This is a genomic window from Rheinheimera sp. EpRS3 (genome assembly GCF_001513785.1).
Taxonomy (GTDB): Bacteria; Pseudomonadota; Gammaproteobacteria; order Enterobacterales; family Alteromonadaceae; genus Alishewanella.
On sequence record NZ_LNQS01000008.1, the window covers coordinates 25,065 to 39,344 of the forward strand.

A 14,280-nucleotide genomic window follows, 5' to 3' on the forward strand; every position below is an offset into this window, starting at 1 on the left:
AACCGTGTCTGGCAGGTCTCTATTCCTGCACCACAACAACTAACATAAATAATTATAAGCACACCAATTCGGACCATACCGAAGGCTGTGCCATGTTAAGACAGGTGTATCTATGCGCAAACTATCTCCTTTAGCGCTGGCTGTTGCCGCCAGCGTTTTTGTAAGCCCTTCTGTGTTTTCTGCACAAGACGTGGCAGTAGCAGAACAAAAAATTGAAAAGATTCAGGTAACCGGCTCCCGCATCAAGGGTGTCGATCTGGAAGGCACTCAACCGTTAGTGATTATTTCCGCTGATGATATTAAAAGCTCCGGCGCCAGCACCATTTATGACTTACTCAAAGATGTTGGTCAGTTGCGTGGTGGCTCCGGTACTTTCTCTACCTCTGAGAGCGGCGCAACGTCTACTTCAACTCCGGCCGGCCAGGCCGCAGCATCACTGCGAGGCCTGGGTCCCGCAGCTACCTTAACGCTAATCAATGGCCGCCGGGTTGCAGCCAGCTCTTTTGCTTCAGGCACACAAAACTTTGTTGATATTAACAGCATTCCACTGGCCGCTATTGAACGCATTGAAGTGCTGGCCACCGGTGCGTCCGCTATTTATGGCGCCGACGCCGTTGCCGGGGTTATCAACTATATTTTGAAAAAAGATTATCAGGGTGCCGAAGTCACCGCGTCCTATGGCAACAGCACAGCTTCATCCGATGAGGGCAAATATAACCTCAATCTGGTGTTTGGCACTGAATTAGCTGGCGGCAACCTTACGCTGTTTGCCGATCATTTCGATCGTAATGACTTCTCTGCACAAGATCGCGCCGCCACCCGCAGCCCACTGCTGCAAAGCTCATACTCATACCTGCCAAAAATCGCACCCAATATTTACTATTTTTCTCAGGTAGATGGCTTAGAAATTGCCACGCCGGGTTGCCAAACGCCACTGGTAACCACCGAATTTGATGAACAAATTTGTGCTTACTATCCCAATGAAGATGACCAACTGGATACACCGTTTGAAAGTTCTTCAGCCGGCTTTATCTTTGATGTAGCAGTAGGCGGTCTAAACTGGACGACAGATTTTTTCTATAGCCGGAGTAAATCCAGCTCGCAGTCCAGCCCGGCGCCGATTGATCAGGTAGACGGCAGCGAAGGCCCCTTTGCTGATGAGACCGTACTGGATATCTTCCCTGATGCAGAACGCGACAATATCCTCGACCAGATTTATATCGACCCGTTCGATACAGTTGCCGGGCGCAGGCTATTTGGTTTTCAGTTTGATGCCCGCTTTGCCACACCGCGCACTGTTGCAATTGAAAGTGAATCCTTACGTTTGGTCAGTGCCTTAGCCGGTGAACTCGGCAATTGGAGCTGGGAAACCGCAGTGACGTTATCGCGTTCAGAATCAGAGCAAACAGCCATTGCCGGCGTGTACAACCGCTACAAATACCACGCAGCCCTGGCCGGCGAATTATGTGCCGGTGGCGATATTGCGTCTTACGATGCTGACAACGACAGCCTGTCGTGTTCCGGCGCTATCTATAACCCGTTCCTTAGCGGCGATGCTGCCAACGATGCCTTGCTGGCGTTAGCGCAAGAGATGCCTACCCGCGATGGTAAAAGTACGGTGTACGGTTGGGATGCACGTATCAGCGGCGATTTAGGCGAATTTAACGGCCATACCATCGGCTCGGCCTTCGGTGTTGAACTGCGGCGGGAAGAAATTACCGATACACCTTCAGCCAACGCTCAGGCCAATGCGGCTAACGGCTATCTGGTTGATGTTTTCGGTTTTGGCTCAAGCTTGTCAGCTGCTGATCGCAGCCAGTGGGCAGCATTTGCCGAGTTTTATATTCCACTGACATCGACACTGGACTTACAACTGGCTGGCCGGTATGACAATTATGACGACTTTGGCTCTACCTTTAATCCTAAAGTAGCGTTTAGCTGGCGCCCGGTGGAGGAATTAGTTGTTCGGGCTTCATGGGCGACATCGTTTCGTGCCCCCTCACTCACTCAGGCCGGAGTAAAGCTGCGCACAACTACCGCCCGCTATGACTGCGGTGCCAATCAGGCGGTGGCGGATCTTTACTGCGAAGGCGATGGTACCGAACGTAGTGTTGACGTGCTGGAACTGGGCAACCCACGGCTGCAGGCAGAAGAGTCTGAATCAGTCAGCTTTGGTTTTGGCTGGAGCCCCACTCAGGACACAACTCTCACGGTAGACTACTGGCAGTTTAAACATAACCGTCTGGTCGACACCGATATGACAGCAGTACTGAATGCAGCCATCACTGATTCTTCGTTGCGCCACTGCGGCCTGGTACCGGACGGTGCGCAGGGCATTTCTTATGATGCTGAGCTCTGTGATATAACCGACGCTGCCGGCAACACCATTGAAGACGATGGCGCTAACCTGACAGAAATTCTCGGTGCCTGGATAGATTATGACGAGCCACGTTTTAATGAGCTGCCACTGCTGCGTGATCACGTGTTACTGCTGCAAAACACCGGTGAGCAAAATGTCAGCGGTATCGATGTCGCCTTTGATCAGCGCTTTGATCTGGCCGGCGGTACCTTAAAGCTGACTTTTGATGCCACCCATTATCTGTCGTTTGAACGCAACAGACCAGGCTCAGATGTAATTGAAGAGCTGGCCGGCAGTTGGCGTTATCCACAGAACATCGCCAGCCTGGGTCTATCCTGGTCAGGTGATGCCTTCTTTACCGGCGTAACTGTGTACTACACCTCGGCTTATGAAGACGACATCAGCGGCCTGCGCGGCCGTGAACTGGACGAACTGGATGCACTGGGTGTGCTTAATGCCGACGGCGAGCGTGATGTTGCCGCCTGGACTACAGTACGGGCTAACATTGGCTACGACTTTGCCAACGCCAGCATCAGCCTGAATGTCGATAACCTGTTTGATCGCGACCCACCAAAAGCTTACGGCTCAAGTCGTGGCTTTGATTCCATCAATCACGATGCATTAGGCCGCAATTACCGGTTATTATTCAGCTATCGCTTCTAACCCGGCGGGGGGAGCTTGCTCCCCTCTTTCTGTGTCTTTTTACAGGTAACTTTTATGTCTACCGTAACCAAAAAACCGGTATCGATGCCTGACGCCTTTGTCATTCTGTTTTTTGTGATGATTCTGGCTGCGATTACATCACATCTGGTACCGGCCGGCTCTTTTACACTGCTTGAACCCGCCCCGGTGGCAGAGGGCGCCGCCAAGCTGAAGGGCAAAATAGACCCGAACAGTTTTACTTTCGCCCCACAAGCACAACAAGGTGTACCGCTGTTTGCTGAAGGTGGCGGTATTGGCTTTTTTAACTATGCCTTTGAGGGCCTGGTGTCCGGCAATAAATGGGGCTCGGCCATCGGTGTAGTGGCCTTTATTCTGCTTACCGGTGGTGCCTTTGGCATCATTATGAAAACCGGCGCCATTCATAACGGCATACTGGCGCTGATTGGCAAAACCCAAAGCATGCAGTTTTTGTTTATTCCGCTGATGTTTGGCTTGTTCTCGTTAGGTGGTGCGGTATTTGGTATGGGCGAAGAAGCTATCGCCTTTTGTATCGTGCTGCTGCCACTGATGCTGGCGCTGGGTTATGACGCCATCACCACAGTGCTGGTTACGTACGTAGCGACTCAAATTGGTTTTGCCACCTCCTGGATGAACCCGTTTAATGTTGCAATTGCACAAGGTATTGCTGAGATTCCGTTACTGTCCGGCAGCGAATTACGTATTGCCATGTGGGCGGTATTCACGCTGTTTGGCATTATTTTTACCATGCGCTACGCCGCTAAGGTGAAAGCCAGACCTGAGCTTTCGCTAAGCTATGCTACAGATCAGAAGCTGCGGGCACAGCAAAGCGCCGATGCCAAAAACGACTACAGCAGGCTTGATAGTTTAATTCTGCTGGCGTTTTTTACCGGCTTAATCTGGATCATCTGGGGGGTAACGGTACGGCAGTACTATATTCCGGAAATTGCCAGCCAGTTTTTTACCATCGGTATTGTCATTGCCATTATTGCTGTAGCGGGCAAACGTTTAAGCATGAACGAAGCTGCCGATGGTTTTAAACAGGGCGCGGCAGAGCTATTACCGGCTGCATTAATTGTCGGTATGGCTAAAGGCATAGTGCTGCTACTGGGCGGTGATGAAGCCGACTCCCCCTCTGTACTTAACACTCTGCTTTATTACAGTGGCCAGCTACTTGGTGATTTACCGGCCTATTTATCGGCCTGGCTAATGCTTATTATCCAGTCGGTGATTAACTTCTTCATTGCTTCCGGCTCCGGCCAGGCAGCACTGACGATGCCACTTATTGCGCCGCTGGCCGATTTAGTCGGACTTTCGCGTCAGATTGCGGTACTAGCCTTTCAACTGGGTGATGGCTTAACTAATTGCATTATTCCTACTTCTGCGGCGTTAATCGGCTGTTTGGGTGTGGTACGGCTTGACTGGACACTATGGTTTCGCTTTGTCTGGAAATTACAACTGTGGCTGTTCGCTTTAGCCAGCGCCTTTATGTTTCTGGCCGTGGCCATAGGTTATCAATAGCCGCAGTGCGGCAGCTTTGAGGTTATTATTTTGAAACAAGTTTTGAACGCAATTATTCTTATAAAGAACGCCGAAGTGCTCTCGCCACAGCCACTTGGCAAACTGGATGTCGTGATAGCCGGTAGCAGCATTGCCGCCGTTGGCAAAGACTTTAACCTGGGCGGCAGCAACCTGCCGGTAACGGTGATTGACGGCAGCGAGTTTTATTTAACGCCGGGCTTTGTTGACTCTTTAGTACATTTTATCGGCGGTGGCGGCGAAGGCGGTTTTGCTACCCGCACCCCGGAAATGCAATTAACCGATGCCACCCTGGGCGGTGTTACCACGGCTATTGGGGTGTTAGGCACCGACGCTACCACCCGAACCCTCACCAACTTACTGGCCAAAGCCCATGCGCTGGATATTGAAGGCATTAGCACTTACTGCCATACCGGCTCCTATGAAATTCCCTGTCGTACCGTCACCGGCAATATTACTGATGACTTAATTCTGATCGACAAATTTATCGGCGTCGGTGAAATTGCTATCAGCGATCACCGCTCATCGCAGCCCACCACTGATGAAATCCGTAAGGTGGCAGCAGCAGCGCGGGTTGGCGGTATCTTGTCCGGTAAAAGCGGTATTGTCAGTGTACATATCGGCGCCGGCGAGCGTATTTTGCAGCCTATCTACCAGGCTGTGTCGGGTACTGAGTTAAAGCTGAAGCAGTTTTACCCAACCCATATGAACCGCAACCGCCGTGTATTTAAAGCCGGGTTGGAGTTTGCCACTAAAGGCGGCGTAATTGACTTTACCACCAGCACTACCGAGTTCGACTTAAAGCATGGAGAAGTGGCCGCAGCGGCAGCACTGGCTGAGGCTCTGGCGTTTGGTATTAATCCTATGCAGCTAACACTAAGCTCCGATGGCAATGCCAGCCTGCCGATATACAATGATGATGGCGTATTACTTGGCTTACAGGTTGGTACAGTACAAAGCCTGTATCAGTCGGTCAGAGAGGCAATAACACAGCATAAGGTCAACATCGCCGATGCTATCTGCAGCATTACTGCAGCACCGGCAGCAATATTGGGTTTAACACGCAAAGGCCGCATCACCACAAACGTGGATGCAGATATAGTGCTTTTGCGCCGTGATAATCTGCAGATTGATACTGTAATCGCCAAAGGCCAGATTTTAGTTCAGCAAGGAAAAGCACTGGTAAAGGGCACCTTTGAGCGCTAAAAGCAAATAAGACAAATTCGCATAAATATGGCGCATTAAACCATCACTATTAAAGCTAAAAAGCTGCTGCGGCAGCTTTTTTTTATTGTTACACGGGTATTAATGGCAAAAATATCGCCAATTCATGTAATTAATTTTCAATTTCAAAAGTAGCTTTTCTGCGGTATTTACACCGCTAACCGCTGCAAAGTCAGCTTGCTTTTTTAACAAAACACAGGTATACCTGTACATCCTTGAACGTTTAGATGGCTAAACACTTCAAGAGTAAATACTCTACAACGCATTGACCTCTGAAAGAGTAACCGTTATTTTCTTTCAGCAGCAGCAAAACCAACAATAAGAATAATAATTCAAAAATAATAAATATTTATTTAAATATCAGGACAAGTGTGGAGGTTAGTCATGGCGTTGTATCAGCACAGTCAGGCAAGAGAAAACTGTGGCTTCGGTCTGATCGCGCATCTGGAAGGCGCTGCTAGCCACCGGATCGTCAGAACCGCAATAAACGGCCTTGACCGTATGCAGCACCGCGGCGGTATATCTGCCGACGGTAAAACAGGTGATGGTTGTGGTTTATTAATGCAAAAGCCGGACAGCTTCTTCCGCGCTATTGCCGAAGAAAATGGCTGGAATCTGGCAAAGAAATACGGCGTCGGCATGATTTTCTTCAGCCAGGACCCGGTAAAAGCCGCTTTAGCGAAAAAAATTATTGAACAGGAAATTGCCCGCGAAACGCTAACCTTAGTGGCCTGGCGCGTCGTGCCGATAGACAGCAGTGTGCTGGGCCCGTTAGCGCTTAGCTCTATGCCGGGCATAGAGCAGGTTATTGTTAATGCACCGCACGGCTGGGGCGATCATGATTTAGAGCGCCGGCTGTATATGCTGCGCCGCCGTATTGAAAAACAACTGAGCGACGATGCTGACTTTTATATCCCCAGCTTCTCGTCATTAGTTACCGTATTTAAAGGCTTAATGATGCCGGCAGACTTGCCGCGTTATTATCTCGACTTAGCCGATATCCGCATGGAAACCGCCATTTGCGTGTTCCACCAGCGTTTTTCCACTAATACCATGCCGCGCTGGCAACTGGCGCAGCCGTTTCGCTTTTTAGCTCATAACGGTGAAATTAATACCATTACCGGTAACCGCCAATGGGCGCGCGCACGGCAGTATAAGTTCTCCTCGCCGCTGCTAAGCGACTTGCAGGACGCAGCGCCTTTCGTTAGCCAAAGCGGCTCAGATTCCAGCTCGCTGGACAATATGCTCGAGCTGTTATTAGCCGGTGGCATGGATTTATTCCGTGCCATGCGTTTGTTAGTGCCGCCGGCCTGGCAAGGCAACCGCGTAATGGATGACAACTTAAAGGCATTTTACGAATTTAACTCCATGCATATGGAGCCGTGGGACGGCCCTGCCGGCATTGTAATGACCAACGGTCAGCATGTGGCCTGTAACCTCGACCGTAACGGCCTGCGCCCTGCCCGCTTTGTTATTACCCGTGATAAGCTGATTACGCTGGCCTCTGAAGTCGGTATCTGGGATTACACCCCGGATGAAGTGGTCGAAAAAGGCCGCGTTGGCCCGGGTGAAATGCTGGCGGTAGATACCACCACCGGCAAAATCTGGCGCTCTAATGAAATAGACAGCGATTTAATGGCCCGCCACACTTACCGCGACTGGCTAAACGCCAACGTGCAGCGGCTGGTGCCATACGAGAAATACGAGACCGATTTAATCGGTAAACGGGTATTCTCCGATGATGACATGCTGGTATTTCATAAGCTGTTTAACTACAGCTATGAAGAAATCGATCAGGTAATGACAGTGCTGGCCAAAGACGGCCAGGAAGCAGTAGGCTCAATGGGCGATGATACGCCAATGGCGGTATTATCGCGCAAGCCGCGCACCTTATACGATTACTTCCGCCAGCAGTTTGCTCAGGTGACTAACCCGCCTATCGATCCGCTGCGTGAATCACACGTAATGTCGCTGGCCACCAGTATCGGCCGCGAGCACAATGTATTTAAAGAAACCGCCGGTTATGCCCGTCGTATTCAGTTTGAATCGCCGGTAATGATGTACTCTGACTTAAAGCAGCTAAAACAAGCTGATGACAAGTACTACAAGCACCAGATTTTCTCGCTGAACTTCGACCCGGCACAACATAACCTGCAACAAGCTGTAGAGCAATTATGCGCTGACGTGATCAGCGCCGTGCGCGACAATAACGTGGTGCTGGTAATGTTAACTGACCGGCGCATAGAGCAAGGCAAACTGCCGATCCCTGCCGCTATGGCGGTTGGCGCGGTACAACATGCGCTGGTTAATGCTCAGCTGCGCTGCGACTCCAACATTATTGTTGAAACCGCCTCGGCCCGCGATTCGCACCATTTCGCGGTATTAATTGGTTTAGGTGCCACCGGCATTTACCCCTTTATGGCCTATGAAACGGTAGAGCAGCTGGTAGAAAAAGGTGCAATTAACTTAACTGCACGCCAGGCGGTGCTGAACTATCGTAAAGGCATTAATAAAGGCCTGTACAAAATCATGTCGAAAATGGGCATTTCAACAGTGGCCAGCTATCGCTGCTCGAACCTGTTTGAAGCCGTCGGCATTGATAAAACCGTGATGCAACTGTGTTTTGCCGATATCCCGTCGCGTTTGGGCGGTGCCGGCTTTAGCGACTTTGAGCAGGATGTACAGCAACTGGCTAAAATGGCCTGGTTAAAGCGTAAACCGATGAACCACGGTGGTTTATTAAAATACGTGCACGATGGTGAGTACCACGCCTATAACCCGGATGTAGTGCAAACGCTGCAAAAGGCGGTGCGCTCCGGCAAGTATGAAGACTACCAGCAATACAGCAGCATAGTGAACCAGCGGCCGGTGGCGCATTTGCGTGACTTATTTAAACTGGCGGCCAGCACGCCGGTGGCGCTGGAGCAGGTAGAGAGCGAGCAAAATCTCTATCCGCGCTTTGACAGCGCCGCTATGTCTATCGGTGCCTTAAGCCCGGAAGCGCATGAGGCCTTAGCCATAGCAATGAACCGCTTGGGCGGACGGTCTAACTCGGGTGAAGGCGGTGAAGATCCGCGCCGTTTTGGCACCGAGAAAAACTCTAAAATTAAGCAAGTTGCCTCCGGCCGCTTTGGCGTAACACCGCATTACCTGGTGAATGCCGAAGTTATTCAAATCAAGGTAGCTCAGGGCGCTAAGCCAGGCGAAGGTGGCCAGTTACCCGGTGAAAAAGTCACCGCCGAAATTGCCCGGCTGCGCTATTCAGTGCCTGGCGTAACGTTAATTTCGCCACCGCCGCACCATGATATTTACTCAATTGAAGATTTAGCCCAGCTGATTTTCGATTTAAAACAGGTGAATCCGCAGGCGCTGATCTCGGTAAAACTGGTGTCTGAGCCCGGCATCGGTACCATCGCCGCCGGCGTGGCCAAGGCCTATGCCGACCTTATTACCGTATCCGGTTACGACGGCGGCACCGGTGCCAGCCCGTTAACCTCGGTAAAATATGCCGGTAGTCCGTGGGAGTTAGGTTTAGCCGAAGTGCACCAGGCCTTAGTCGAAAACGGCCTGCGCGACCGCGTGCGGCTACAGGTAGACGGCGGCTTAAAAACCGGCCTCGACGTAATTAAAGCGGCTATTTTAGGTGCCGAAAGCTTTGGCTTTGGTACCGGCCCTATGGTGGCGCTGGGCTGTAAGTTTTTACGTATTTGCCATTTAAACAACTGCGCCACCGGCGTGGCAACCCAGGATGCGACACTGCGGCGTGATCACTTTACCGGCTTGCCGGAAATGGTAATGAACTACTTTAAGTTCTTAGCCTTTGAAGTGCGCGAGCTGATGGCACAGCTGGGGGTAACTGAGCTTACCCAACTGATTGGCCGCACTGATTTGCTGGCTATAAAAGACAGTGAAACGCAAAAACAAGCCAAGCTGGATTTAACGCCGATATTGCAGGCCAGCGGCGTAAAATCTGACAAGGCGCTGTTTTGTGTCAAAAACAATACACCGTTTGATGAAGGCGCATTAAACCAGGAACTGGTAAAACGCTGCGAGCAAATGGTACTGCATAAAAGCGGTGGCCGGTTAAACCTGAGTATCCGCAATACCGACCGTTCGGTAGGCGCTGCGCTGTCGGGCTTTATTGCCAGACAGCACGGCAACCAGGGCATGGCAACCGATCCTATCCGCATCCGCTTTACCGGCACCGCCGGCCAAAGCTTTGGTGTGTGGAATGCCGGTGGCCTGCATATGTCACTGCAGGGCGATGCCAACGATTACGTTGGTAAAGGCATGACCGGCGGCCAACTGGCTATTTTCCCGGCCAAGGGCGCCAGCTTTGCCAAAAATGGCTTTACCATTGCCGGTAATACCTGCCTGTATGGCGCTACCGGCGGCCGTTTATATGCGGCAGGTCAGGTAGGCGAGCGTTTTGCCGTACGAAATTCGGGCGCGTTAGCCGTAGTAGAAGGCACCGGCGATAACTGCTGCGAATATATGACCGGCGGTGTGGTAGTGGTATTGGGTTGCACCGGGGTGAATTTTGGTGCCGGTATGACAGGCGGCTTTGCTTATTTACTCGATGAGCAAAACGATTTAGAGCTGCGGTTAAACCCCGAGCTGGTAGAGGCGCTGGAAGTCAGCACGCCGATACTGCAGGAACATCTGCGCAGCCTGTTGCACCAGCACGTAGAAGAAACCGGCAGCGACAAAGCACAGAAAATCTTAAACGACTTCAACCGTTATTTAAGTCAATTTAAGCTGGTTAAACCAAAAACCAGCGATGTAAACACCTTGCTGGGACACCGCGCACGCTCGTCAGCCGAGCTGCGGGTTCAGGCGATGTAGGGAGACGTTATGGCACAGAATGTATACCAGTTTATTGACGTAAAACGGATTGATCCGCCAAAACGCTCACATAGCGAACGTACTATAGAGTTCGTCGAAATTTATCAGCCGATGACCAATACCCAGGTGGAAGGCCAGGCTGATCGCTGCCTCGATTGCGGCAACCCCTACTGCGAATGGAAGTGCCCGGTGCACAACTATATTCCGCAGTGGTTAAAGCTGGCCAACGAAGGCAAAATTATTGAAGCAGCTGAGCTGGCACACAAAACCAACAGCCTGCCGGAAGTATGCGGCCGGGTGTGCCCGCAAGACCGCCTCTGCGAAGGCGCCTGTACACTAAACGAAGGCTTCGGAGCAGTTACCATCGGTAGTATTGAAAAATATATTACCGACAAAGCCTTTGAAATGGGCTGGCGGCCGGATTTATCGGCCGTAGTGAAAACCGAACGCCGCGTGGCGGTAATAGGTGCCGGCCCGGCCGGTTTGGCCTGTGCCGACGTACTGGTACGTAACGGCGTAACGCCGGTGGTGTTTGACCGCTATCCGGAAATCGGCGGCCTGTTAACCTTTGGCATACCACCGTTTAAGCTGGAAAAAAGCGTACTCAGCCTGCGCCGCGAAATCTTTACCGATATGGGTATCGAGTTTCGCTTAAACACTAACGTCGGTGTCGATGTCAGCTTTGACAGCCTGCTAAGCGAATACGACGCCGTATTTTTAGCCCTGGGCACTTATACGCCGATGAAAGGCGGCCTGGTAAATGAAGATGCGCCAGGCGTGTATGAAGCGCTGCCGTTTTTAATCGGTAATATCAATAACCTGATGGGCTGGCAGACTGAGCATCCGTATGTCAGCTTAAAAGATAAAACCGTAGTGGTATTAGGCGGTGGCGACACGGCGATGGACTGCGTACGCACTTCCATCCGCCAGGGTGCAACCAAAGTAAGCTGCGCCTACCGGCGCGACGAAGCCAATATGCCGGGTTCACGTAAAGAAGTACAAAACGCGCGCGAAGAAGGCGTGGAGTTTTTGTTTAACTTACAACCGCTGGGCATAGAGGTAAACAGCGCCGGTCAGGTGTGTGGCGTTAAAGTAGTGACTACCGAGATGGGCGCGCCCGATGCTAAAGGCCGCAGAAGCCCGCAGCCGGTAGCAGGCTCCGAGCAGGTATTGGCCGCCGATGCGGTAGTAATAGCCTTTGGCTTCCAGCCCAGCCCGCCACAATGGTTGGTGGATATGGGTGTAGAGCTGGACAACAAAGGCCGCGTTATCGCCAGTGAAAAAAGTACCTTTGCTATGCAAACCAACGAGCATAAGATCTTCGCCGGCGGCGATATGGTATTAGGCTCAGATTTGGTAGTAACCGCTATCGCTCAGGGCCGTAAAGCCGCCGAGGGTATACTGGACTATTTGGAAGTATAAAGCGTGTGGATACAGCAGCAGGTGTAACAACCTGCTGTTGCTTGTGCCATCTGCAGCAGCGGACTGTTAAAGCGAGATTAGGTTTGCCCTAAGCCAACCGTCTATGCCCCGGACGGGCATAGACGAGCCCCCATGGATGGGTTCACGGCGTGTTGGCGTGGGCAAACCGGCTCGAGCTATACGCAAAACCCGACGCACCACGATACCAAGGGAACCCAACAACATGCCCCCATTTACCCTACCCGATTTATGCGATGCCCATGCTGCTTACATCCGCGTAGCAGAACCCATCTTTACCAACTACGGTGGCAAAACCGCCTTTGGCGGGCAAATTGTTACGGTAAAATGCTTTGAAGATAACTCCAAGGTAAAGCAACTCGTGGCCACACCGGGTCAGGGCAAGGTGCTGGTGGTTGACGGTGGTGGCTCTAAACGCCATGCGCTGCTCGGTGATATGCTGGCCGAACAAGCGGCAGCAAACGGCTGGGAAGGTATTATTATCAACGGCTGTATTCGCGATATAGACGAAATACGCCAAACCCCGCTCGGCGTGCAGGCACTGGGTATTCACCCGATGAAAACCGATAAGCGGGATTTAGGCGATATCAACCTGACGGTAACCTTCGCTGGGGTAGATTTTATCCCCGGCCAGTTTGTTTATGCGGATAATAATGGTGTTCTGGTGGCAACTAAGCAGTTGGTGTAGCAGAGTTATTCTGTTATGTCATCGTCAGTGAGCAATTGACGGCAATTACGCACAGTCAAAATATACACATTCTGCCCTAAACGATAGATCACACGGTAATGACCAAACAGTATTTCCCTATACAGGCTATTGGCTAACTCGGGAACCTGGCGCCCCATCTCAGGCAGAGTGGCAAGCAATTCAGCTTTGTCGAAAACGTCATTCACCCAGTTTTCCGCCGCAACTGGACTATCCAGCGCAATAAAGGCGGCTGCGTCGCCTAACTTTTCAATCGCCAGCGGCGACCAAATAACTTTCACCCTTTTATACGCGCCAACACCTGCGCCCTTGCATCGTTATTACTAACACCAGCACCTGAACTCAGTTGCGCTTCGGCCATACGTAACTCTTCCAGCAGTTCAATTTTCTCTTGCATGGCTTCGTATTCGGCTACATCAAGCACCACTGCTACACCTTTGCCGCGCTGGGTAATCACCAGCGGGCGGCGGGTTTCGTTGATTTGCTTTATATAGCTTGCAACACCGGCACGAAATTCAGACAACGGCTGAATGTCTTTATCAAAGTGAATACGACTCATAACACACCATTAAAAGTACGAAATAACGTACAGATAGTAGTGCAACTGCTGCCACAAAACAAGAAACCACTGCTACCAGCCTGATTAAACCAACAACTTAATTTTTGAGTGATTCTCGAATGGCTCGCAGGCAGTACCCTGATGAAAAACCATCTGCCAGTTTTCACCATCAAAGCGCCAGACAGAGCTGCGCACCGAGTAGCTGGGGCTATCGTTTTCTGCACGCTGTATCGTGGCGCGGTAAGTCAGCTGCGCCAGACCATCAGCTAACACGCGGCATTCAAAATCTTGCTGAGTAATCACCGGTGGCGTTTCAGCTGGTAAACGCTCCAGCACATCCGCTTTACCAAAACAGCGGCCGGTAGCGGCAATCTCATAAAAATCATCCGCCAGATAGCGGTTTAGCAGCTCAGCTGATAACCGGGTGGCGGGCTGTACCAGTAATTTTTCCAGTTCCATTATTTGCTGTTTAACGGTATCGCTAAGCACTTTTTATACTGCCCCCCAGTTTAGCCAATCGAACCTGTTACGTTCATCGGAGTATATTCCATCCCTGCTCAGTATTGCTATGCGGACAACAACGGCAGAGTATTGGCAACAGCAAAGCCGTTGCTGGTTTGAGTTATCCAGCCGCTGTTGCTATGCTCCAGTCAGGTTATTCATTACGGCCAGTTTTATGATTACCGCTGAACAAATCAAACAGCTTTCTACCGCCGAAAAACTACAGGTGATTGAAACCTTATGGCAAGAGCTCACCGCTGAAGGTGCAGACCAGCTGGCCTCCCCCGCCTGGCACCAGCAGGCATTGCAGCAGACCGATCATGCCGTCAAAGAATGTGATGAAGTCACTCACGACTGGGAGCTGGCAAAGCAAAGTTTGCGCAATAAATTCCGATAAAAATGCAGGTTTTACTACGGCAATAAATG

10 protein-coding genes are annotated in these 14,280 nt (G+C 51.2%); 7 read left to right on the top strand and 3 right to left on the bottom strand.

Going from position 1 to position 14,280, the window contains the following annotated elements; translation table 11 throughout:
• Window positions 1-112: 112 nt before the first annotated feature.
• From AR688_RS08770 to rraA, 6 genes are all read left to right on the top strand, one after another.
• Entirely contained in the window at window positions 113-3,022 is a 2,910-nt protein-coding gene (locus tag AR688_RS08770; RefSeq protein ID WP_068232172.1) for a TonB-dependent receptor domain-containing protein, read from the top strand.
• 54 nt (window positions 3,023-3,076) lie between these two features.
• Window positions 3,077-4,561 carry a putative basic amino acid antiporter YfcC gene (gene yfcC, locus AR688_RS08775; protein ID WP_068232176.1) on the top strand — a complete coding sequence of 495 codons (1,485 nt, stop codon included), beginning with the start codon at window positions 3,077-3,079 and terminating at the stop codon, window positions 4,559-4,561.
• A gap of 30 nt (window positions 4,562-4,591) precedes the next feature.
• A complete protein-coding gene (iadA, locus tag AR688_RS08780) occupies window positions 4,592-5,785 on the top strand; it encodes a beta-aspartyl-peptidase (RefSeq protein ID WP_231732023.1) in 1,194 nt (397 codons plus the stop codon).
• 402 nt (window positions 5,786-6,187) lie between these two features.
• Entirely contained in the window at window positions 6,188-10,648 is a 4,461-nt protein-coding gene (gltB, locus tag AR688_RS08785; protein WP_068232179.1) for a glutamate synthase large subunit, read from the top strand.
• Between the two features lie 9 nt (window positions 10,649-10,657).
• The gene (locus AR688_RS08790) at window positions 10,658-12,070 is read left to right on the top strand and encodes an FAD-dependent oxidoreductase (protein ID WP_068232181.1); all 1,413 of its coding nucleotides are present in this window, start codon (window positions 10,658-10,660) and stop codon (window positions 12,068-12,070) included.
• Between the two features lie 223 nt (window positions 12,071-12,293).
• Window positions 12,294-12,776, top strand: coding sequence for a ribonuclease E activity regulator RraA (rraA, locus tag AR688_RS08795; protein WP_068232183.1), 483 nt, complete (start codon window positions 12,294-12,296; stop codon window positions 12,774-12,776).
• A 5-nt stretch (window positions 12,777-12,781) separates the two neighbouring features.
• On the opposite strand, the gene AR688_RS08800 is transcribed toward rraA, so the two are convergent.
• The 3 genes from AR688_RS08800 to AR688_RS08810 form a co-directional block, all read right to left on the bottom strand.
• Window positions 12,782-13,075: a type II toxin-antitoxin system RelE/ParE family toxin gene (locus AR688_RS08800; protein WP_068232187.1), complete on the bottom strand. Its 294-nt coding sequence runs from the start codon at window positions 13,073-13,075 to the stop codon at window positions 12,782-12,784.
• Complete coding sequence (locus AR688_RS08805; protein ID WP_068232190.1) at window positions 13,072-13,353, bottom strand: type II toxin-antitoxin system Phd/YefM family antitoxin; 282 nt, start codon at window positions 13,351-13,353, stop codon at window positions 13,072-13,074. The genes AR688_RS08800 and AR688_RS08805 overlap by 4 nt, the downstream gene beginning before the upstream one ends.
• 84 nt (window positions 13,354-13,437) lie before the next feature.
• On the bottom strand, window positions 13,438-13,812 hold the full coding sequence (locus AR688_RS08810; protein WP_068232195.1) for a nuclear transport factor 2 family protein: 375 nt from the start codon (window positions 13,810-13,812) through the stop codon (window positions 13,438-13,440).
• Between the two features lie 217 nt (window positions 13,813-14,029).
• Here AR688_RS08810 and AR688_RS08815 point away from each other — a divergent pair, with 217 nt between their 5' ends.
• Window positions 14,030-14,251 (top strand): addiction module protein, encoded by a 222-nt coding sequence (locus AR688_RS08815; protein WP_197412184.1) that lies wholly within the window; start codon window positions 14,030-14,032, stop codon window positions 14,249-14,251.
• Window positions 14,252-14,280 lie beyond the last annotated feature (29 nt).

Coding starts and splice junctions, on each gene's coding strand:
- AR688_RS08770 (WP_068232172.1), top strand. CDS start 113: ATGCGCAAACTATCTCCTTTAGCGCTGGCTGTTGCCGCCAGCGTTTTT.
- yfcC (WP_068232176.1), top strand. CDS start 3,077: ATGTCTACCGTAACCAAAAAACCGGTATCGATGCCTGACGCCTTTGTC.
- gltB (WP_068232179.1), top strand. CDS start 6,188: ATGGCGTTGTATCAGCACAGTCAGGCAAGAGAAAACTGTGGCTTCGGT.
- AR688_RS08790 (WP_068232181.1), top strand. CDS start 10,658: ATGGCACAGAATGTATACCAGTTTATTGACGTAAAACGGATTGATCCG.
- rraA (WP_068232183.1), top strand. CDS start 12,294: ATGCCCCCATTTACCCTACCCGATTTATGCGATGCCCATGCTGCTTAC.
- AR688_RS08805 (WP_068232190.1), bottom strand. CDS start 13,353: ATGAGTCGTATTCACTTTGATAAAGACATTCAGCCGTTGTCTGAATTT.
- AR688_RS08810 (WP_068232195.1), bottom strand. CDS start 13,812: ATGGAACTGGAAAAATTACTGGTACAGCCCGCCACCCGGTTATCAGCT.
- AR688_RS08815 (WP_197412184.1), top strand. CDS start 14,030: ATGATTACCGCTGAACAAATCAAACAGCTTTCTACCGCCGAAAAACTA.